Source organism: Deltaproteobacteria bacterium (assembly GCA_016709225.1).
Taxonomy (GTDB): domain Bacteria; phylum Myxococcota_A; class Polyangia; order Nannocystales; family Nannocystaceae; genus Xiheibacterium; species Xiheibacterium phototrophicum.
This window is the reverse complement of the sequence record JADJEE010000002.1, coordinates 1,794,394-1,814,449: the sequence shown is the minus strand read 5'-3', so window position 1 is coordinate 1,814,449 and position 20,056 is coordinate 1,794,394. Positions and strand designations below refer to the sequence as shown.

Annotated in this window: 16 protein-coding genes; 4 read left to right on the top strand and 12 right to left on the bottom strand. The window is 72.2% G+C overall.

All coding sequences use genetic code 11. The annotated features are described in order from the left end of the window. Position 1: 1 nt before the first annotated feature. The 7 genes from IPH07_21690 to IPH07_21660 all read right to left on the bottom strand — a co-directional run bounded on the left by IPH07_21690 (position 2) and on the right by IPH07_21660 (position 7,978). Positions 2 to 1,711 carry a DUF1592 domain-containing protein gene (locus tag IPH07_21690; GenBank protein ID MBK6920026.1) on the bottom strand — a complete coding sequence of 570 codons (1,710 nt, stop codon included), beginning with the start codon at positions 1,709 to 1,711 and terminating at the stop codon, positions 2 to 4. Between the two features lie 43 nt (positions 1,712 to 1,754). Beyond that, a complete protein-coding gene (locus IPH07_21685) occupies positions 1,755 to 2,495 on the bottom strand; it encodes a hypothetical protein (GenBank protein ID MBK6920025.1) in 741 nt (246 codons plus the stop codon). Continuing rightward, complete coding sequence (locus IPH07_21680) at positions 2,492 to 3,028, bottom strand: RNA polymerase sigma factor (protein ID MBK6920024.1); 537 nt, start codon at positions 3,026 to 3,028, stop codon at positions 2,492 to 2,494. Before IPH07_21680 ends, IPH07_21685 begins: the two co-directional genes overlap by 4 nt. 59 nt (positions 3,029 to 3,087) lie before the next feature. Next, positions 3,088 to 4,137, bottom strand: coding sequence for a hypothetical protein (locus IPH07_21675; protein MBK6920023.1), 1,050 nt, complete (start codon positions 4,135 to 4,137; stop codon positions 3,088 to 3,090). A 109-nt stretch (positions 4,138 to 4,246) separates the two neighbouring features. Next, positions 4,247 to 4,990: a hypothetical protein gene (locus IPH07_21670; GenBank protein ID MBK6920022.1), complete on the bottom strand. Its 744-nt coding sequence runs from the start codon at positions 4,988 to 4,990 to the stop codon at positions 4,247 to 4,249. Continuing rightward, complete coding sequence (locus IPH07_21665; protein ID MBK6920021.1) at positions 4,987 to 6,615, bottom strand: sel1 repeat family protein; 1,629 nt, start codon at positions 6,613 to 6,615, stop codon at positions 4,987 to 4,989. The genes IPH07_21670 and IPH07_21665 overlap by 4 nt, the downstream gene beginning before the upstream one ends. Positions 6,616 to 6,664: 49 nt before the next feature. Next, complete coding sequence (locus IPH07_21660) at positions 6,665 to 7,978, bottom strand: hypothetical protein (GenBank protein MBK6920020.1); 1,314 nt, start codon at positions 7,976 to 7,978, stop codon at positions 6,665 to 6,667. 462 nt (positions 7,979 to 8,440) lie between these two features. On the opposite strand from IPH07_21660, the gene IPH07_21655 reads away from it, so the two are divergent. Further along, positions 8,441 to 9,466, top strand: a complete 1,026-nt coding sequence (locus tag IPH07_21655) for an FHA domain-containing protein (protein ID MBK6920019.1) — start codon at positions 8,441 to 8,443, stop codon at positions 9,464 to 9,466. A gap of 307 nt (positions 9,467 to 9,773) precedes the next feature. Further along, a complete protein-coding gene (locus tag IPH07_21650) occupies positions 9,774 to 10,415 on the top strand; it encodes a hypothetical protein (protein MBK6920018.1) in 642 nt (213 codons plus the stop codon). 13 nt (positions 10,416 to 10,428) lie between these two features. Here the strand turns inward: IPH07_21650 and IPH07_21645 are convergent, their stop codons facing one another. From IPH07_21645 to IPH07_21635, 3 genes are read right to left on the bottom strand one after another with little or no spacing between them, the layout of a single operon-like run. Further along, positions 10,429 to 11,208, bottom strand: a complete 780-nt coding sequence (locus IPH07_21645; protein ID MBK6920017.1) for a hypothetical protein — start codon at positions 11,206 to 11,208, stop codon at positions 10,429 to 10,431. Positions 11,209 to 11,258: 50 nt separating this feature from the next. Further along, positions 11,259 to 12,425, bottom strand: a complete 1,167-nt coding sequence (locus tag IPH07_21640) for a sigma-70 family RNA polymerase sigma factor (protein MBK6920016.1) — start codon at positions 12,423 to 12,425, stop codon at positions 11,259 to 11,261. 44 nt (positions 12,426 to 12,469) lie between these two features. Next, a complete protein-coding gene (locus tag IPH07_21635) occupies positions 12,470 to 13,465 on the bottom strand; it encodes a hypothetical protein (GenBank protein MBK6920015.1) in 996 nt (331 codons plus the stop codon). 206 nt (positions 13,466 to 13,671) lie between these two features. On the opposite strand from IPH07_21635, the gene IPH07_21630 reads away from it, so the two are divergent. After that, positions 13,672 to 14,733, top strand: a complete 1,062-nt coding sequence (locus tag IPH07_21630; protein ID MBK6920014.1) for a hypothetical protein — start codon at positions 13,672 to 13,674, stop codon at positions 14,731 to 14,733. A gap of 27 nt (positions 14,734 to 14,760) precedes the next feature. On the opposite strand, the gene IPH07_21625 is transcribed toward IPH07_21630, so the two are convergent. Together IPH07_21625 and IPH07_21620 are read right to left on the bottom strand one after the other, a co-directional pair. Next, entirely contained in the window at positions 14,761 to 16,404 is a 1,644-nt protein-coding gene (locus IPH07_21625; protein ID MBK6920013.1) for a hypothetical protein, read from the bottom strand. A gap of 10 nt (positions 16,405 to 16,414) precedes the next feature. After that, complete coding sequence (locus IPH07_21620) at positions 16,415 to 18,070, bottom strand: MBOAT family protein (GenBank protein MBK6920012.1); 1,656 nt, start codon at positions 18,068 to 18,070, stop codon at positions 16,415 to 16,417. 422 nt (positions 18,071 to 18,492) lie between these two features. On the opposite strand from IPH07_21620, the gene IPH07_21615 reads away from it, so the two are divergent. Beyond that, positions 18,493 to 20,028 carry a hypothetical protein gene (locus tag IPH07_21615; GenBank protein MBK6920011.1) on the top strand — a complete coding sequence of 512 codons (1,536 nt, stop codon included), beginning with the start codon at positions 18,493 to 18,495 and terminating at the stop codon, positions 20,026 to 20,028. The last annotated feature ends 28 nt before the right edge of the window (positions 20,029 to 20,056 follow it).

Below are 20,056 nucleotides of genomic sequence, written 5' to 3'. Positions count from 1 at the left end.
CTCACTCGCTGCGGACGTGACGGAACATGGGTGCGTCGACCAGCGAGATCATCATCGTGCGGAGGTCACCGCCGCTGCTGCGCAGGGTCTCGCGCAGGGTCTCCAGCGTGCACGCATCGGCCTGCTCGAGATCGCGATCGAGCGCGTAGCGGGCGTATTGTCGGACCATGCATGCGGCGACGTCGTCGCTTGCGAGCAGCTGGTTCACCAGGTCTTCGCGGTCGGCGAAGTCGAACCCCTCGGTGGTGCCGCTGGGGTCGACCGGCGCGCCGTCGAGCACGTCGGTCCACGCGCCGACGGGATCGAGGTTGTCGAACGGGAACGAAAGCGGATCGAACAGGATGTGACACCCCATGCAATCGGGGTCGCCGACCGCTGCCTGCCACAGCTCCTTGTGGCCGTGCACGTCGGGCGAGGGATCTGGCAGCGGCGTCTCGATCGGTGGCGGCGGCGGCACCGGTGTGCACAGCAGGTTGGTGCGCAGCCACAGGCCGCGCCGCGAGAAGCCGATCTGATCGTCGGCCGAGTGCACCGCGGCGAAGCTCGGCTGTGTCAGCACACCGCCGCGGCGGGCGGGGTCGAGCGCGACGCGCTCGAAGCTGGCGCCGATCGGCGCGGGATCGACGATGTCATCGCCGTAGATCTGCGCGACCGTGGCGTTGGCGTAGGTGTAGGGCGCGTCGAGCAGCGTCGCGAGCGTCGCGTCGCCCTCGAGCATGACCGACCGCGCGAACGACAAGGTCTCCTGCCGCAGGTCGTCGCGGGCGGCTTCGAAGCTGGGGAACAGTTCCGCGTCCTTCGGGACCCCCGCGAGGTACTGCAGGCCGAGCCACTGGGTGTGGAAGTCGTCGACCATGCGCGTCGCACGGGGGTCCGCGAGCAGGCGCTCGGCCTGCTCGTGCAGCGTCGCGGGCTCGAGCAGCTCACCGGAGTCGGCCAGCGCGAGCAGGACCTCGTCGGGCCCCGAGTTCCACAGGAAGAGCGCCAGGCGCGACGCGAGCGCGTGGGCCGAGAGCTCGACGAGTGCGGCGTCGCCCGGCGTCGGTGTGCCGTCCTGCGCGACCAGCAGGAAGCGATCGTCGGCGAGCACCGACGCGATCGCAGCGCGTACGCCGGACGCGAAGTCCTCTGCGCCTGCGAAGGCGGAGTTGGGGCCCTCGAGGTCGTCCGCCACCACTGCGCGACGCCAGGCGGCGCGGGCGAACGGGGCGATGAAGGCGTCGTAGCAGGCCTGCGCGTCGTCACCGGTCACGGTGCTCGGGTCGCACGGGAGCAGCGCGGCGAGATCGACCGCGGCTGCGACCTCGCTGGCGATGGCGCGGGTCGCCGGGGTCAGCGGCAAGCCCACCGCAAAGCCCGCGACCATCCGGTCTGCACCGGTCGCGAAGCTCGTCGAGAGCCCGGTCAGATCGTGCACGAGGTTGTCGTACTGCGTGATCGTGAGGGTCGGTTCGGTGTAGGTCACCCCGAAGGTGTCGATCGGCATGCACGCGGTCACGCCACCGTCGTCGCTGCTGCCGTCGTCGCCGCTCGCGGACGCCGGGCCATCGTCGCCGACCTGGCCGCTGCTCGACTCGCCCGCCGAGCTGCCACCGCCGGCGTCGCCGCCCATGCCGTCGTCGCCGTAGCCGAGTACGCCAGGGCCGGCCACGCATCCCAGCAAGAGGGTCACCGGCAGCCAGGTCGTGGGGGGACGTCGCGTCGTCGTCATCGCAGCTGCTTCCTCGCGTCGTCGGCGATCCGTCACGTCCCGCTCAATCACCGTTCGTACCGCACGACTCGCGGATCGCACGGTGATGGTGCGAACCGGGAAAGCGCCGTGTGAAGCTCGTGCGCAGGTCGTCGCGATCGCGGTCGCCCCGACGACAGGCGAGCTGCACTGCGTACGCGAGGCGCTCCTCCGCCAACACGCCGCCGGGGTAGCGCTGCGCGTGATCGTCGAGCGCTGCGCCGAGGGCCTCGAGGTCGCCGCGGGCCAGCGCCCGCCGGGCGCGGCCGATGAGCTCGACCTCGTCGCTGCCGGGGACGCCGTCGGATGCCGGTGCCGGTGACACCGGCGGACGCGTCGAGGTGCGCGCGCTGACCCGAGGGGGGATCGCGTCGACCGTCCCCGCATCGCGGCCGGGCTCCGCCGCCGTGGTGGCCGGGTCGGACGTGATCGGTGCGTCGTGCAGCGGCGGACCTGCTCGCACCGCGGTGCCGCCGGTCGGATCGCCGAGGTGTCGATCGACCGATTGCGACGCGCCGTCGGCCTCGGCGGGTCGCACGGAGAAGGCGACCAACAGCGTCCGCAGCAGCAGCAGCAGCGCCGCGGCAATCGCCAGCGCGGCACCTGCGGTCCACCACTGCAGTCGCGGTCGGGCACGTGGGGCCGGCCGTCGGTCGCCGGCCACGCGCGCTTGCACGCGCGCCCAGTTGTCGGCCGCGTGGCCAGGGCCCGGGTGCGTCAGGCGATAGCGGCTCAGCAACTCACGGGGTTCGTCACGCGGCTTCATCGATCCCATCCCGTCCGCGCGTCCTCGCTGCGCAGCTCGAGCACCCGTGCAAACCGACGCCGGGCCAGGCGCAGTCGTGAGTACACCGTGTTGAGGTTGCTGCCGACCATGGCCGCGATCTCGGGCGCCGAGTGCCCCTCGATCTCGGCCAGCACGAACACCGTGCGCTGATCGAGGTCCAGCACCGCGAGGAATCGCTCCACCAGCACGGCGGCCTCCTGTCGCGCGAGCTCGAGATCGACGGCGTCGTCGCTGGCCGCCGCGGCGGCGGCCTCGACCGGGGCGGTGCGCGCGAGCCCACGCGCGGTGCGCTCGCGGTGCTTGAGCGCGACGTTGCGCGCGATGCCGTACAGCCACCCCCGCACCGCGGTGCGACCGTCGAAGTCGGCGCGTCGGCGGTACGCGATCACGAACACGTCCTGCAGGGCGTCGTCGATCTCGGTCGACGCGAGGCCGAACTGCGCCAACGACCGCCACACGAAGTCGTGGTGATCGCGGAACGTCGCGTGCAGATCGAGTGCGTGCTCGCCCATGGGTTGCTGCGGATCGCGGGCCCCCGGCGACCCATCTTCCCTGCGGCCGCGGGGATCCGTCACGGGAATCGTGCCTCGAGTCCGAGCCGGGTCCGGAACGCCGCGGGCCAGGCGCGGTAGAGCGTGCCCTCGTTGGCGATCACGAAGTGCGCGCGGTAGGGCACGACCAAGCCCTCGACGTCGAGCTGGACCGCGAAGCGCCGCGCGAATGCCCAGCGCAGGCTGGGCCCAGCGGCGATCGCCACCCACGGCTGGGTGCGTTGCTGCTGACCCCGCACGTCGTGCCCGACGCCGCGCACGCCGCCGAGCTCGAGCTCACCGCATGCACCCATCGCCAGCGGCCCGATCGGCACGTGACCGCACACGAACGGCGCGACCGCGAGGATGCGAACGCTCGCGTACGCGCCGCTGGCCGTGCGCGCGGTCCGGGTCGCGAACCACCAGGTGGCGGCGAGCCCGAACGCCACGCGGCGCCGCGCGGCACCCACGGCCAGGCCCGCGCCACCGCCGGGGCCCGGCACCACGCCGAGTCCGAAGCTGCCGTCGAGGCGCGCGCTGCCCTGCCATCCCCGGGTCGCGCGTGTCGTCGTCGTCGGGATCGACACGCGCGCCGATCGAGCGGTTGCGTCGGTGGCCGGCGGCGCGACCTCGACGTCGTCGACCGCCGGAGCGGGCGGCATCTCGAGCGTCGTGCGGGGCGAGAGCGGCGGCGTCGTGGGGCCCTCGACCGCGGACGCGCCGGTGTCGGCGTCGGTCGCGACGTTCGGGTCGTCATCGTCGGTCGCGGCGTCCTGGTCGTCGTCGTCGGTCGTGCCGATGGCGTCGGCCGCGATCGCGGCGACCAACACCGTCGTGCGCACGATCTCGGCGCAGTCGTCGGCCTCGACCACGCGCTCGCTGTTGCCCCACGGCGCGCGCACGCTGAGCAGGGCGACCAGCCCCTCGCGCGAGGCCGTGACCTGCACGCGCACGTCGATCGCACCCTCGCGCGGCGGCGCGCCGGCGATCGCAGCCTCGATCGCGCCGACCACCTCGTCGTGGCCGGGGCACTCGCGTGGCGCGTCCCACTCGAGGCGCACGGGTACCGCACGTGCGCCCGTCAGCAGCATCAACGAGGTAGCAGCGACCGCCAGCATCGATCGGGCACGCCGCACGCGATGCACCGCCGGCCAGCGTCGTCGCCGTCGAGCACCGTGCGAACGCGGAATGTAGCAGTGATCAGCCCGGGCCGGGCCGGCGTGGGAACGCGGCGTCGAGCTTGGCCTGACAGGCCGCGCCGAGATCGGGATTCGCCGAATCGGTGTTGGCGATGCTGCCTTCGGCATCCTGCATCGGGCAGCGTAGCTCCGTGCAGTGGGGCAGACCGAAGGTGTGACCGACCTCGTGGGTCGCAGTGTTGGCGACGCGCGTGCGCACGTGCTGTCGATCTCGCGCCTTGCGCTGCAGGCGGAACGACGACACCACCGCGGCCTGGCCCGGTGCGTAGCCGAGCCCGAAGATGCCCCAGTCCGGGTATGGATCCTTCGTCGTCGAGATGTCGACGGCCGTGAGCCCGAGGATCCGCGTGGTCGCGGGTGCGTCGGGAATCTGCTCGAGCAACACCTCGAGCAACACGTCGGCGCGGTAGCGCTTGCGCTTCGGGTACCACGCGCGCTTGGGCAGCTCCATCGGCTCGAGCCGTCGCACGTCGACCTGGAGATGCTCGCGCAGCGCAACCTCGACCGCGTCGACGAGATCGGCCTCGACCTCGCCCAACGAGACCAACACGACCTCGCCGCGGGTGCCCAGGGGCGCGTCGACGCGGACCGGCGCGGGCTCGGGCGCGGCGACCGTGGTGGTGGCAGGGGTTTCGACCGTCGGCGCGGCCGGGTTCGCTGGATCGGGGGCCGCAGCGGTGCCGGTGCCGCGATCGCAGGCCCACAGGCCCGCGCACGCCAGCAGCCACGCGCACGCGGTCTTCACGGCGCGCGCTCGGGCGGCGAGGTGGCAGCGCCGGCCGGGCTCGCCGCGCCGGGGCTCGGCGTGGCCTTGCACGCGGCGGGCTCGAGATCGCAGGCAATCGCACGGTAGTACTTCGCCGAGATCGGATCGGCCTGCACCCCGCGACCCTTGTCGTAGGCGAGCGCGAGCGAGGCGCAGGCCTCCGCGTGACCGGCATCGCACGCGACCAAGAACAGCCGCGCGGCCGCGGCCTCATCGCGGGCGATCCCGACGCCGCGCGAGATCGCCGACGCGAGGCGGTAGCACGACTCCGGCGAGTCGGCCGCGCAGCCCCGCTGGTAGGCCTCGGCGGCCGCGGTGCGCTGCGAGCCCACGACCATGCCGCGCTCGTGCACCTCGCCGAGCACCAGACACGCCTTCTCGTCGAGCTCGCACGCGCGCTCGAGCCAGCGCAGCGGCTCGCGGCCGTGATCGTGACGACCCATCCATGCCAGGTGCACACAGGCGTCGGCGTATTGCGCCACGCAGGCGCGGTCGTACAGCCGCGCGGCCGCGGCCGGATCGGCCGGACCACCGACGCCGTCTTGGTACATGCCCGCGAGGTAGTCGCAGGCATCGAGCGCGCCGTCTTCACACGCGGTGCGGTAGAGCACCCGCAGCTGCTCGGCATCGATGCCGCCCGCCCCGACGAATGCGGCGGCGCGACCACAGGCCTCGTACATGCCGAGCTGGCAGGCGCGCGCGTAGGCCTGGCCGGCGGCTTCGCCGTCGGCGGGGGTCGCCAGTGCCCGCGCGTCGCCCAGCAACGCGCAGCCGCGCGCGTCGTCGGCCTCGCACGCGGCGACCAAGAACTCGGCCGCGGTGGCGTCGTCGCCACGCTCGTGGGCCTCGACGCCGAGCTCGGTGCAGGTGGGGCCGTCGCCGAGCTCGCACGCCCGCAGCGCGAGCTCGTCGCGCAGCGCGGGGTCCTTGGGTACGAACGAACCTTCGGCGTGGAACACCGCCAGCTGGCGACACCCGAGTGCCGCACCCCCCTCGCACGCGGCCCGCAGCAACAAGATGCCCGCCTCGGGATCGCGCGGCACGCCGCGGCCGTCGATGACCGCGAGCCCGAGCTGGTGGCACCCTTGCGGATCGCCGAGGTCGCAGCCGCGCCGGAGGTACTTCGCGGCCCGGCGTGGCGCCGGTGTCTCGGCGTCGGCGGCGTTGGCCAGCTCGCCCGAGCGGGTGCATGCGGTCGCACGACCCGCGATGCAGCCGTGGTCGTAGAGCACGACGGCGCGCGCACGATCGCGGGGCACGAACTCACCGGCGAGGTAGACCGCGGCGGCTTGTTCGCAGGCCGAGCCGACGCCGCGATCGCAGGCGTACTGCCACAGCGACAGCGCGTGGAAGCGATGCTGCTTCACCCCGAAGCCGGCCCAGTAGGCGCCGCCGAGCCGCTCGCACGCGGCCGCGTCGTGTTGCTCGCAGGCGCGCGCGGCGGTGTGCGCCTGACGTTGCGCGGGTGGCAGTCGCTGCAACGACGCTGGATCCACCGGCCGCACCGCCGCGGTCGCGGCCGCCGGCGGCTGCAGGCACGCGGTCGCGCCGAGCGCGACGATCGCGATCGCGAGGCGGGCGGTCCATGCGAAGCCAGCGGCCATCGGGCGGCCTCAGCATAACGAACGGACCGCGCTTTCGCCCTGATCTCTGCTACGGCTGCTCGAGCGCGCGGCGGATCGCTCCGCCCAGCAAGCTGGCGCCGATCTCCGAAGCGCGGGGAGGGGCGAGCCTTGGTGCGTCGAGCGTGCCTTCGATGCGCACCGGCAGTGAGGTCGCGTGGCGGGCCACTGCGCGGTAGGCCCCGCCGCCGAACACTGCCACCAGCGGCATGAGGTCGGCGCGCAGGTCGAGCGTGCCGTCGAAGCCCACGCGACCCGTCAACGGCACGTCGACCTGCTCGCCGTCGGTGGTCACGCGCGCCAGCGTGATCCAACCCTGCGCGGCGGTGAATTCGATGGCGACCCGCCGCAGGTGCACGGCATCACTGCTGCGACCGGCCAGGGCGGCGAGGTCGACGAGCAGCGACTGGGCCGGGAGCGCCACGTCGTGCAGGCGTACGACGCCACTGCCGATGAGGCTCTCGCGCACGCGCGGCCAGTGCAGCCCGGTGGCGCTCACGGTGAGCTCGGCACCGAGCGAGCCACTCGCGGCGGTGGCATCGACACTCGCGGACAGCGGAGGATACAGGCTCGACACCAACGGACGCACGTCGCCGGCCAGGTCGACGTCGGCGAGTGAGATCGCGAAGCGCCAGCTGCGATCGCCGCGCAGGAACAGCTCACCGTGGCCCTCGAGTGTGCCGTGCTCACCGAGACTCGCGTGCAGATCCTGCAGTGCGACCGCGTCTCGGCTGGCCCGTGCCGTCGCCACCACGTGATCGAGCGTGACGCCGTGCAGGCTCACGCGGTCGATCTCCAGCGCGACCTCGGCCTGCGGCGCGTCGTCGCGGTTGTCGAGCAGGGCTCGCACGTCGACGCCCTCGAGCTCGAGCGACTCACCGCGATCGGCGTCTTCGATCCGCAGCTTCGCGTCGTGCAATGCAACGTCGAGGTGGACCTGCGCCACGCCTCCAGTGGATGCGCCGCGGCGGGGGAGCAGGCCCGCGAGGTTGGTCGCGCCGTCACGCTTGGTCACGTGCAGCTCGACCGCCTGCACCGACACGACGCCGACGATCTCGCGATCGAGCAGCGCCGACAACGAGACCTCGAGATCGATGTGCTCGGCGTGCAGCAGCTGTGTGCCCTCGAACGGCGCGACGTCGGCGATCGTGACCTCGTACAGGTCGATCATGCCGCGGGGGTCGATTGCCATCCTTCCGATCGTCACGGGCCGACCGAGTGCCTCGGACAGACGCGACGCGACCTCGGCCGTGAAGTCGCGATGGCTCCACCACCACCACCCGAGCCCGAGCGAGGCCACGAGCACCAGCCCGGCGAGCAGCAGCAGTGTCCTGCGCAGGGTCATCGACGAGACGATCCGAACTGGGATCCGTCGCCGTAGATTGCCTGCGGTCCCCCTCCGGCGCCGCGATCGGCGCGGCCGCCCTCGCCGGCGCGGTTGGGCAGCGCTCGCGCGACCGCCTTCCCGACTTGGGCAATCCCGGCGGGCCGGGTGATCCCAGGTCGTACCACCTCGCCCGTGCTTGCTCGCGTTTTCGGGGGGCACACGGGTTGCTCTTGTCATGGGGACATGGACCGGACCGTCGCCGTGCGCGCCTCAGAACCAATCGATCTCGTTGCGCCCGCCGCCCCTTCGCACCTCCGCCTCGCCGAGCTCGTGCACGACGAGCCGGACGGCGACGGTCCCACGCGCATGTTCACTTCCGAATCGTCCTACCGGGGTCCCGGGGTCGAGTCGACCGCTACCACGGTCTCCTCGAATCCGGCCCCCGTGGCCCCGGTAGGGCATTCGACCTCCGTCATCGACATGGTCGACGAGGTCGTGCGCGAGGTGATCGAAGGTCGACTCGATCTCGACGTCGACGCGTTGCCGCCGACGCACCGTGAGCAGACCGTGGCGGCGACCCACGTGCCGCGGCAGCCGATGCCGATCACCAGCACCGCCAAGGTCGCGCAGCAGCTGCTGCGCACGCCCGATGGCATCGCGGCGCCCGAGGGCACGCAGGTGGTCGCGCACCCGGTCGCGCGCGAGCCCGCAGCCACGGGCACGCAGGTGGTCGAGCGTCCCGTGCTGCTGCACCCCGATCGCGGCAACACCCAGCCGCGCACCCGGCTGCCGGTGCACACCCCGGCCCCGACGCCGCAGGCGATGATGATGGTGCCCGCCGGCGAGGCGTCGGTCGCCGGTGGTGTTGCGACCGCCGCGTGCATCACGATCCTCGGGCGCTATCTGATCGATGGCGAGCCGGGTGCCAGCTACCAGCACGGCGTGGGGGGCTCGTGGGTGTTGGGTCGCTCGGCGACGTCGCCGTTCGCCGACGATCCCTACGTCGACGCCGAGCACGGTGCGCTGTGCTTCCGACCCGACGGCGTGGTGGTCGACGACTTCGACTCCACCAACGGCGTGTTCGTCCGCGTGTACGGCCACGCCACGCTGCGCTCGGGCGATCACTTCCGGCTCGGCGAGCAGCTCATCCGCTACACCGCCCGTCGCAGGGATGGCGGCAGCGGCCGCGCTCCGACCCTCGGCAGCCCCGATCCCGGCTACTGGGGTCGCGTCGACGTGATGCTCTCCGTCGACGACAACGCGGCCAGCTACCCCATCGACGACGCCGAGGTCTCGTTCGGCCAGAGCGAGGGCCACGTGCAGTTCCCCGATGATCCGTACCTCGGCGAGCTGCACTGCCGCATCGTGAAGCAGGAGCGCGGCGCGACCCTCGAGGACCTCGGTGCCGCCGCGGGCACCTGGCTGCGCCTGCGCTCGGGCGACGTGGTGCCCTACGGCGCCGAGCTGCTCGTCGGCCAGACCCGCATCCGCGTCGATGCGGTGTGACGAGATGGCCGAGAACGGTGTCGCCGCCCCGATGCCCACGGCCACGTGCTTGCGGCAGGGGTGAGGTTTTTCGTCGCCTTGGAGAATCGGGACGACGACACGGCTCTCGGCTCGGGCTGCGTAGGAGCATGCGACGTGCCACATGGGTCGGAGCCCGCGATCTCGGTGCTTCGGCGGCGAGCGTCGGGGGATCATCGAGGCGAACTGCGCAGCGCTTGGGCGAACCACCGGGCGGTTCGCCCAGCCCCGAAGGGGATCGCGCGCCGTTCGTGATCAGGTGGGCAGGCCGCCCGTCTTGAAGTCCGAGATGCCGCTGCGAATCCCCTCGCTCACCCTCGCGATCCTCCTATTGCTGCCCGGCTGCGATGCGCTGCAGGAGAAGCTCGGCCTCTCCGATCCGGCGCCTGCGCCCTCGTCGACGGTCCCGACCGCCTCACCCGCACCGGTGGCGGCGCTGACGGACGCCGAGATCGCGTACGCCGCGGGGCGCAAGTTCGGCATGGCCTGCGTGTTCGCGTTGCTCGGCTCCGATGGCGAGGCCGACGCATCTCACGCGCAGGCCAGTGCCGCGGCCACGCGGCTCGGCGTGCAGCTGCCGCCGCGGCCGGGCAAGGACGAAGCGATGGAGCACCTGCGCTCGCTCGCAGTGGTGAAGGCGGTCGAGACGGCGCGCGACCGCGAGGCCGCGCTGGCCTACGGACTCGGCATGAAGGTCACCGATACGTTCCTCGGTGCGGCGCTCGGCAGCGACCTCGGTACCCAGATCGGAGACATCGAGACCGCCGCCCTGCAGCTCCCGGTGCCGTCATCGGTGTGGAAGGGCGCCGTCGATGCCACGCGTGCGAGCAGCACCAAGGAGACCGTCGGGACCTTGAGCAAGGCGTTCGATACCCACTTCCGCTACGACGAGAGCCCGAGCGGTCCCGCGTGGTCGTCGAGCGCTTCGTAGTCGCACGGCGCCTTCAGATGCAGATGGGTGGCGTGTCGTTGCACTGACACTCCTCGACGTCATTGACGCCGTCGGCGCACGTGATCCACCCGTACGGTGGCGTCACCCAGGCATCGAAGAAGAAGCGCGGGCGCTCCTCGAAGACGGTGAGGTAGATCTGGTCGCCGGCGTGCTCGGGCTCGCCGTCGGGGAACCACACACAGGTGCCGCCGGTGCCCTCGCACAGGCATGCGTCGCCGTTCCACTCGGGTGATGCGGTCGCGACCCACGCGGTACAGCCAGCGGCCAGACAGCTGGCCTCGTCGGTGAGGATCGCGCACGCCTGCGGGAAGGCGACCTCCGGTGGCATGCAGATCGAGACGTCGGCGTTGCAATCGTCGGTGCCGCCGCAGCTGCACTCACCGAGCTCGTTGTCCTCGCAGAAGGTCGAGCTCGAGCTGCAGCTGCCGATGTCTCCGAGGCGGACGCAGACCATGCCGTCGTCGCAGGGGTTGGCGTCGCCGCAGCGGGGACGCGGGCAACCCTGCGCGTCCAGGCCCGAGCCGAACGTGCCGCACTCGACGACGCCGTCGCACGGAAGCGGGCTGCTGCAGGTGAAGTCCTCCGACTGCGGGCACACCTGTGCGCCGCCGCTGCTGCTGCTCGCCTCGGCGCTGCCGCCTTCGCTCGAGCTGGCCTGGCCGCCCGAGCTCTCGTCGCCCGGGTTGCCGCCGATGTCCTTGGCCAGCACACAGCCGCCGGTCGCGAATCCACCCCACACCAGACACACCATCCAACGCGCGTTCATCATCATGTCCGAGTCCTCTCCGGGCGGTCGTCGATCCGTCACCCGGCTTCGACGATTCACCAGCATGGGGCGCGACGGGCGGTCGCCACCGAGCTGCTGCCGCGTCGAAGCCGTTGGTCCTGTGCCCGCGCATCCTCCGTGCGACCGGCGGCGCACAGCGCTGCGACCAGGGTGCTGTCGCGGACGTCGGCGAGCTGGCCGTGGCGGAATGCGCTGCGATGGCGGTCGAGCGCGGCGAGTGCGGCCTCGGGGTCGCTGCGCGCGAGCGCGGCGGTGGCCTCGTCGATCAGTGCGAGCTCGGCCGCGAGGTCGTGCGCGGGCTCGGGCGGCTGGTCCTGCGCCGCCGCTGCGGTCGCGGCCTCGATCGCGGCGGCGCGCTGTGGTTCGCGGGGGCGTGGCGTGGGTCGTACGGCCGCCTGCGGCGTGGCGCTCGGCTCGGGCGGTGGCGGCATCACGCGGGGGAGCGTCGCGGGCTCGGGCGCCGTGGGGTCGAGGGCGGGCGCGAGCGGCAGGACGGCCTCGGCCGGGGTCGTCGCCGCATCGCGGCCGCTCGGCGCGTGCAGCCCGATCGCGATCGCGGCCGCCGCAGCGACCGCGGCGATCAGCCATGACGTGCCCGCACCGACCCCGGTGCCCGCGGCCACCGCGGCGTGCCCCAGCATCGGCGCCATCGCGGCCCACATGCGTCGCTCGTCGGCATCGCCGGGACGGTCGTGGGCCCGCGCCGAGGCCACCATTCTCGGCAGCTCATCGCTCGCCGCACGCTCGAGCGCCGTGCGTGCCAGTCGTAGCCGCGAGTAGACCGTGTTGACCGACACGCGGTGGCGCGCCGCGATCTCGGGGCCGCTCATGCCCAGCAGCTCCGACATCACGAAGGTCTCGCGCTGCGTCGACTCCAGCCCCGCGAGCATGCGCTCGAGCGCCCGCGCCGCGTCGTGATCGCGCTGCGGCTCGTGGGGCTGCGCGGCGTGGCTGCGCAACAGCTCGTGGCGCCTCGCGGTGCGGGCCGCAGTGCGACGGTGGCGGAACGCGACCCTGCGCGTGACCGCCCACAGCCATCCGCGCGGCGAGCTCTCCCAGTCGAGCTCGTGCCGCCGCCGATGCGCGGTGAGGAAGACCTCTTGCACGACATCATCGAGCAGCGCCGGCTCGACGCCGAAGCGTCGCGCCGCCGCCCACACGAAGGCGACGTGCTCACGGTAGAAGTGCTCGAAGTCGGGCACCTTGGACCATCATCCTAGTCCTCTCCGGCTCGGGCGGTGTTCCGTCACCGCCGGCCGAACATCACGCGAATTCCCGCCACCACCCGCGCGACCACCGGTGCCGGCGCGAACACGGCCACCGCGGGGCCCGGGCTCCGTAGCTGGAACGACGGTCGCTGCAGCGGGACGCTGGCGGTGGCAGCGATCCCGAGGTCGAGGTTGCGATGGACGCGCCCCCAGAGCTCGAGGCTCGCGAGGGCACCGAGCCACAGCCCCACCCGCGTCCGAGACGACGGCGCGGCGCTGCCGCGGCCCCGCATCGCGCCCAGCTCGACGCCCGCGCACAGCGGCACGTCGATGGCGCCACGGGTGAAGCGACCGCAGCCGCGCAGATCTGCGGTGCCCAGCTGCACCGTGACGGAGCCGCCGGCAACCGCGGCCGTCCGCGGCGACAGCCAGTGACCACCGAGCGCGAGGCCGCCTCGACGCCACCACGCACCGGTCTGCACCACCACGGCGGCGGCCACCGCCGGGGTCGCGCCGACGCCCACACCGCCGGCGAACGCGAGTGAGATCGTCGGCGTCCGGCGCTGCCGCGGCGGGTCGTCGTCGTCGAGTGTCGCGGCGCGCGGGGCCACCGGTGCCGACACGTCACGCGGGGCGATGGATGTCGAGGGCGACGCAGCCGCTGGCGCGACCTGCTCGAGCATGGTTGCCGCCTGCACTGCGTCGAGCGACACCGCCGCGATCAGTGCCGCGGCCTCGGTGAGCGCGCTGCAGTCGGCCGCGGCGAGCGTGCGGGTGCTGGTGCGATCGCCCGTCGCGAGCTGGAGCGTCACCGACCACGCGTCGAGGTCGTTGGCCACCACACCCGAGAGCCGCAGCTCGTCATCGGCGAGCGGACGCCCGAGCCGGCGCTCGATCGCACCGCGCAGGCGCTCGACCCCGGGGCACGCGGCCGGGGCGACCCAGGAGATCGACGGACCCTCTGCCGGCTCGGCATGCGCATGCGATGCGGTGACGAACATCGCGAGTACCAACGAGTCGGCCACGAGCGTCACGCGCGTGACGTCGATCGTACACGAGCATGCGTGCGGCGCGTCGACTTTCGAGGCCTTCGCGCGACGCGCGATGCGGTCGCGTTCTGGGCGAGGGGGCCGATATGACCGTGCTGCGCCCGACGTTGTCGTGCCGCATGGAAGTCCGCCTCATCGTCGCAACGACGCTTCTCGTCGCCGCGTGTGCCCGCTCCGGTCATGACGCCAGCATGCGTCCACCTGCCGCGCCGTCGGCAGCTGCGGCGATTCTGCCTCCGCTCGAGCGGGGTGCCGTCGTGGTCTTCGGTGAGATGCACGGTACGCGCGAACTCCCGGCCTTCGTCGGCGACGTCGTGACCGAGTTGGCCGGCCGCGGCAACGTTGTCTTGGCGCTCGAGGTGCCCGAGAGCGACACGGCTGCACTCACGCGATATCTCGCCAGTGACGGCGGCGACGCGGCGCAAGGCGAGCTGCTCGCGCAGCCATTCTGGGCCGCCGAGTACCAAGACGGTCGGCGCAGCGTGGCGATGCTCGGGCTGCTCGATCGCGTGCGCAGCCACGACGCGGCGGTCGATGTCGTCGGCTTCGACACCGATCGATTCGAGTCCGCCGAGCAGCGCGACCGGCGGATGGCCGAGAACCTCGCCGCATTGCGCAAGCAGCGACCCGACGCTGCCATCGTCGCGCTGGTCGGCAACCTGCACGGGGCACGGGGGGAGCTTCCCGACTTTCCTGGACGCGGTTGGATGGCCGGGTTCTTGGTCACCGCCGGCGTCGAGGTGGTTTCGCTCGACGCCCGCTACGACGGCGGGTCGGCATGGACCTGCGTCGATGGAGATGCGTCGCACTGCGGCGTCGGTGAGGTGCGGGTGGCATCCGCGGAGGCGGGGATCCATCTCGCGCCATCGAAGGACGGCAACTACGACGGATGGTATGGCGTGGGTCGAGTCAGCGCAGCACCACCGGCGATCGCGCCCGACCGCACGACTGCACGCGCGCAGGCACCGGCCATGAATCCCGCGCTCGAGCGCGCATTGGCGGCGTACCGTGCCGGTGACTTCGCGTCGTGTGCGGCGGCGTACGCCGAGATCACCGAACCGACGCCGGTCGACGCGTACAACCATGCGTGCTGCCACGCGCGCGCAGGCGCGGTCGAGGCCGCGTTCGAACGACTGCAGTTCGCGCTCGACCATGGGCTCGACGATCTCGCGACCATGCAGGCGGACGAAGACCTGGCGGTGCTGCGTGCCGATCCGCGTTGGCCCCCCCGTCCGCGGGGCGCCGGGCGCTGACCCGCGTCGAGCTGCCCCCGCGCGGCTTCAATCGCCCACCACGTCGGTGCGGCGGCGGTACTCGACGTAGCGCTGCAGCAGCGCGACGTAGATCATGTGCCCGATCACCTTCTGTCCCGCGTCGGTGAGGTGGGCGAGGTCGCCCGAGATGAGCGGCGGGTTGGTGCGACGCCAGCGGGCCACGGCCCCCTCGCCGCCCATCGCGGCCTGGCTGTCGAAGAAGGCGCAGCCCTCCTCGACGGCGACCTCGCGCTGGATGGCGGTGATCTTCGCGACCATCGGGTTGCTGATGATGCGCTGGGCCTCGCGGATGCCGTGGTCGACCGGCGAGATCACCAGGCACGCCGGCGGATCGTCCTGGGCGCGTAGCCGCTGCAGCACGGTGCGGAAGTCGTTGCGGTAGCCGTCGAGCCGGTGCTCGGGCAGCAGCAGGTCGTTGCCGCCGAACATCAACACCACCAGCTGCGCGCCGCGGTGGGCGACCTGATCGCGCAGGTGGGTGGGCTCGAAGTTCAGCATGCGGCTGGTGAACGCGCCGAGCTGCTCCATACCGTCCCACACCACGCCGGGACCGTCGCGTTCGATCACCACACCGTAGAGGCGGACCTTGCCACCACCGGCGGCGCGCACCTCGAACTCGTGGGCGTCGTCGGGTACTTCGATCGTGTGCCACGCGTCGGCGGCGGTCTCGGACGCCGTCGAGACGATGGTCGGCTCGCCCTTGTCGACCCGCACGCGCACGTCGCCGCCCTTGGGCTCGGCGCGGTACCACAGCTCGAGCTTGCTGGCCTTGCGGCCGTTGGGCGTGCTGTCGGAGGTCTCGAACCGCGAGGTCGCACCGCCGGCCGACCACACCGTGGTGCCGCCGAGGCCGTAGAGGCCGTCGCCCTTGCAGTTGTTGATGATGTAGCAGCGCGACCAGTCCTCGCCGCCCTTGAACGACACGCCCTTGTGGATGTAGCTGGTGTTGGCCTTGGCCAGCAGGTGGAAGCCGTGGCCGGCGTCGCCGAAGCGTTGCTGCAGCTTTGCGCGCAGCGTCGAGGTCACGTGGTCGGCCGCGATCGCCGAGTCGCCCCACTGCACAGCGCGCGTCACCGCACCGGCGTAGCCGGCATCGGTGCGCGCGAGCGCGGCGAAGTAGCGATCGAGCGCCTCCGGGTTCGGCAGCTCGAGCGGCTGCTCGGGCGTCTCGGCGTCGTCCGGGTGGGGGCGGTACGGCGGTAGGCGATCGCCGGCCGGCGTGACGACCTCGCGATCGGCGATCGGTGCCAGATCGGCGTCGTCGACCGCCAGCTCGGCCTCGGCAATCGCGACCGCCTCGTCGGTGTGCTCCTGCGCGGCGGCCTCGGCCGCGGCCTCGCCCATGAACTCGCGCCCGAGCAGGTTCCAGAACGGCACCGCATCGTCGCGCTCGCCGGCGAGGAACTCGAGGCCCGCCGGTGGCGTCGGCGAGGTCCACGGCCGTGCGAACGAGAGATCGGGCACCACGTAGGTCGCCGCGATCGCGAGCACGACGGTGGCCATCCCGCTGCCGACCTTGGTGAAGGTGCCACGCGGTGCGTTGCGCCCGCCATCGTCGTCACCCGTCAACACCACGTCGACGCGGCGATCGTCGCCATCGAGCAACCCGGCGGGGCCCTGGTCGTGCACGGAGGTGGGATCGTTCGGCATCGGCGTCGTGTCAGAAGTTGAAGTAGATGAAGGCCCGCGGCTCGCCTTCCATGAGCAGCATCAGCCCCAGGCACAGCGCCGCGAACGCGAGCCCCAGCACCACGCCGGGCGTGCGCCGCACGATCAGGAAGCCGTAGGTGTCGACCCAGCGCTTGGGCGTGAAGTGGTATGCGCAGCCGAACAACAGCAGGGCCCCGAGCTGCGGCGTGATGAGGCCCGGGCGGATGCCGTGGCCGTCGAACGCCAGCAGGCCCTGACACATGCGCTTGGCGACGTCGAAGCTCTCGGCGCGGAAGAACACGCGCGAGAGCACGGTGAAGTGGAAGGTCAGCAGCACGTGCAGCGCGGCGTTGCCCAGCGTGCTGCGCTCGGGCAGCCACGCGACCACCAGGAACATCGCGATCGCAAAGCCACCGACGCCGGCCGCCATCGGCCACGGGATGTCGAGCACGGCGTGGGTGAGCCCCGCGATCAGCCCACCCAGCGCGAGCACGGCAGGGCTCCAGCGCGCGAGATCGGCGACCGGCGAGCCGGTGCGCACGCGGATGCGGTTCCAGCGGTTGAAGAGGATCGCGCCGGCGTGGAGGTTGGCGTAGATGACGAAGTTCCAGCTGGTGCCCTGGCTGTAGTGCCACATCCCGACCAGGAACATCGTCAGCCACAGGTTGAAGTAGGTGCGCGCCGCCGAGCCCTTGCTGCCGCCGAGCGGGAAGAACAGATAGTCGCGCAGCCAGGTCGACAGCGTCATGTGCCATCGTCGCCAGAACTCGCCGAGGTTCTTGGCCTGGTACGGACGATCGAAGTTCTCCGGCATGTCGTAGCCGAGCAGCCGTGCCACGCCGATCGCGATGTCCGAGTAGCCCGAGAAGTCGGCGTACAGCTGCAGCGTGAAGGCGTAGAGCGCCAGCATCAGCTCGGCCGAGGTGTAGTGCTCGGGCGAGGCGAAGATCGCATCGGTCAGCTGTGCAGCGATCCAGTCGCCGAGGATGACCTTCTTGATGAGGCCCTTGCCGATGCGGAAGAGGCCCTCCTCCATGCGCGCGGCCGTGAGGTGGGGCGCGCGGTGGAGCTGGGGCAGGAACTCGTCGGCGCGCACGATCGGCCCTGCGACCAGCTGCGGGAAGAAGGTCACGAACATCGCGAACTTCACCAGCGAGCGCTCGGGCGTCAGCCGACCGCGCCACACGTCGATGGTGTAGCTGAGGCTCTGGAACGTATAGAAGGAGATGCCGACCGGCAGCAACAGGCGCAGCGAAGGCGCGGCCCACTCGATGCCCAGCGCACCCGCGACGTCGGTCGCGGTGCGTAGGAAGAAGTCGGTGTACTTGAAGTACCCGAGCAGGCCCAGGTTGCCGACCAGCGAGATGCCGAGGATGATGTTCTTGCCGCGTCGGGTGCGGGCCTCGTCCTGGTCGCCGCGACCGCGGCGCGCATCTTGGGCGGCGATGCCGAGCCCGCACGCGTAGTCGAGCAGGGTCGAGAAGACCAGCAGCCCGACGTAGTACCAGGGCGTCGGCGGGGGATCGGTCTTGGGTCCGCCGACATAGAAGAACAAGCTCGCCGCCAGCAGCAGCAGGGTGCGTGCCTTCGGCCGATGCGACAGCGCCCACGCTGCGAGCAGCACGGGCATCGCGAAGATCAGGAAGTCGAAGGTCGGGAACAGCATCGCGGGCCGCTGAAGCCGTCGCGTCGGGGGGGTGGCGGCCAAACCTAACCGCGACCGATCGCCGACGCGAGAAAAGCCGCCCTTTGGCCGCTGCCGACGTGCGAGCGCCCGCCCTGGCTTCCCGCGGGCCCGGCGTGCCGAGGGCGCGCGTGCGGGCGAACTCACGGGCTTCGCGCCGCGGGATCGCGGGGCTCCAGCTCGGGTCCGTGATCGAATCGTCCCCCGGGCTGTCTCCGAGATCGTCGCACGCGTTGCTCCCGCGTCGCGGCGGAAGCCCTCCGATGCCCCACGCCGTGCCCGTGCTCCCCGCTCGGATCCGCCTTCGGATCCGCCCTCGGATCCGCCCCCAAATCCACCCTCGGATCCACCCTCGGATCCGGCCCCGGATCTGGCCCCGGCTCCGCGCCGCCGCGCTCGGTCTCGTGCTCGCCAGCGCCGCGTGCTTCGATCCCGGCCGCGCGATCGTGGTGACCGACGACGACGCGACCACGGCTGGGCCCGACGGCTCGTCGGGGACCGGCGATCCCGTGGCCGACGACAGCGGCGCACCCGCGACGACCACCGGCGCCGAGGGCAGCGACGGCTCCGAGAGCACCGGCGTGCCGAGCGGAGCGGTGTGCGGCAACGACGTGATGGAGGGCGAGGAAGCGTGCGACGGCGACGACCTCGGCGGCCAGGACTGCACCGCAATGGGCTTCGGCGGCGGTGTGCTGGCGTGCGCGGCGGACTGCAGCGTGGACGTCGGTGCGTGCATCACGTGCGGCAACGGGGTCATCGACGGCGACGAACCCTGCGACGGTGAGGTCTTCGCCGCCGCCGACAGCTGCGACGAGGTCGGGCTCGGTGACGCGTCCGAGCCGCTGCACTGCACGGCATGGTGCACCCTCGACTTCGCCGCGTGCTCGGCTTGCGGCGACGGCATCGTCACCGCGCCCGAGTCGTGCGAGCCCGGCATCCTCGGGACCGCGAGCTGTGCCTCGCTCGGCTACGACGGTGGCACGCTCGCGTGCGGCGACGGCTGCAGCTTCGACCTCGCCGGCTGCACGCAGTGTGGCAACGGCGTGCTCGAGGCCGGTGAGGCCTGCGACGGCAGCGAAAGCAACGCGACCTGCGACAGCCTGGGTTGGAACGGTGGCGAGCTCGGCTGCACCGCTGCATGCACCTACGACACCTCGAGCTGCGGCAGCTGTGGCGATGGCGAGATCGCGGGCAACGAGGCCTGCGAGGGCGCCGATCTGGGCGGGGCCACATGCGCGTCGCAGGGCTTCTTCGGCGGCGCGCTGTCGTGCGGGGCCGACTGCAGCTTCGACACCAGCGGCTGCAGCGGCTCGGGCTGCGGCGACGGGGTCGTCGATGCCGGCGAGGACTGCGACGGCAACGCGTTCGGCCACACCTGCCTGGGCGAGGTCGGCCTGCCCGATGGCCTGGTGGTTTGCTCGCCGACGTGCACACTCGACACCAGCGGCTGCTCGGGCACGCCGCCGCTGCGGGTGTTCGTGAGCTCCGGCCACTTCGCGGCCAACTTCGGCGGTGTCGACGGCGGTGACGCGCTGTGCCAGGACGCCGCCGACGATGCTGGCCTCGGCGGCAGCTGGCGCGCATGGCTGAGCGACGGCAGCAGCACCGCAGCCGCGCGTCTGAGCCACTCCGACGGCCCGTACACCCTCGTCGACGGCACGTTGGTGGCGAACGACTGGAACGATCTCGTCGACGGGCACCTCGCGCACGCGATCGACACCACCGAGCTCGGCGTGCTCGCCGACGTGCCCTCGACGTGGGTCGCGACCGCCACCACCGCCGCCGGCGCGCTGCAGATGTTCAACGGCACCTGCGCCAACTGGACCACCACCGCCGCCGGCTCGGCCGGGGTCGGCAACGTGCAGAACACCAGCACGTGGTCCGACTCGGGTGCGATCGGCTGCGGCACGGCGGTCTCGCTGTACTGCTTCGAGCAGTGACGGCCCACGCGCCGCGGGATCGTGCGAT

What these genes read in the sequence shown, in the direction of transcription:
- IPH07_21690 (MBK6920026.1), bottom strand. Translation starts at nt 1,711, where the DNA reads ATGACGACGACGCGACGTCCCCCCACGACCTGGCTGCCGGTGACCCTC.
- IPH07_21685 (MBK6920025.1), bottom strand. Translation starts at nt 2,495, where the DNA reads ATGAAGCCGCGTGACGAACCCCGTGAGTTGCTGAGCCGCTATCGCCTG.
- IPH07_21680 (MBK6920024.1), bottom strand. Translation starts at nt 3,028, where the DNA reads ATGGGCGAGCACGCACTCGATCTGCACGCGACGTTCCGCGATCACCAC.
- IPH07_21675 (MBK6920023.1), bottom strand. Translation starts at nt 4,137, where the DNA reads ATGCTGCTGACGGGCGCACGTGCGGTACCCGTGCGCCTCGAGTGGGAC.
- IPH07_21665 (MBK6920021.1), bottom strand. Translation starts at nt 6,615, where the DNA reads ATGGCCGCTGGCTTCGCATGGACCGCCCGCCTCGCGATCGCGATCGTC.
- IPH07_21660 (MBK6920020.1), bottom strand. Translation starts at nt 7,978, where the DNA reads ATGACCCTGCGCAGGACACTGCTGCTGCTCGCCGGGCTGGTGCTCGTG.
- IPH07_21655 (MBK6920019.1), top strand. Translation starts at nt 8,441, where the DNA reads ATGGTCGACGAGGTCGTGCGCGAGGTGATCGAAGGTCGACTCGATCTC.
- IPH07_21650 (MBK6920018.1), top strand. Translation starts at nt 9,774, where the DNA reads ATGCCGCTGCGAATCCCCTCGCTCACCCTCGCGATCCTCCTATTGCTG.
- IPH07_21645 (MBK6920017.1), bottom strand. Translation starts at nt 11,208, where the DNA reads ATGATGATGAACGCGCGTTGGATGGTGTGTCTGGTGTGGGGTGGATTC.
- IPH07_21630 (MBK6920014.1), top strand. Translation starts at nt 13,672, where the DNA reads ATGCGTCCACCTGCCGCGCCGTCGGCAGCTGCGGCGATTCTGCCTCCG.
- IPH07_21625 (MBK6920013.1), bottom strand. Translation starts at nt 16,404, where the DNA reads ATGCCGAACGATCCCACCTCCGTGCACGACCAGGGCCCCGCCGGGTTG.
- IPH07_21620 (MBK6920012.1), bottom strand. Translation starts at nt 18,070, where the DNA reads ATGCTGTTCCCGACCTTCGACTTCCTGATCTTCGCGATGCCCGTGCTG.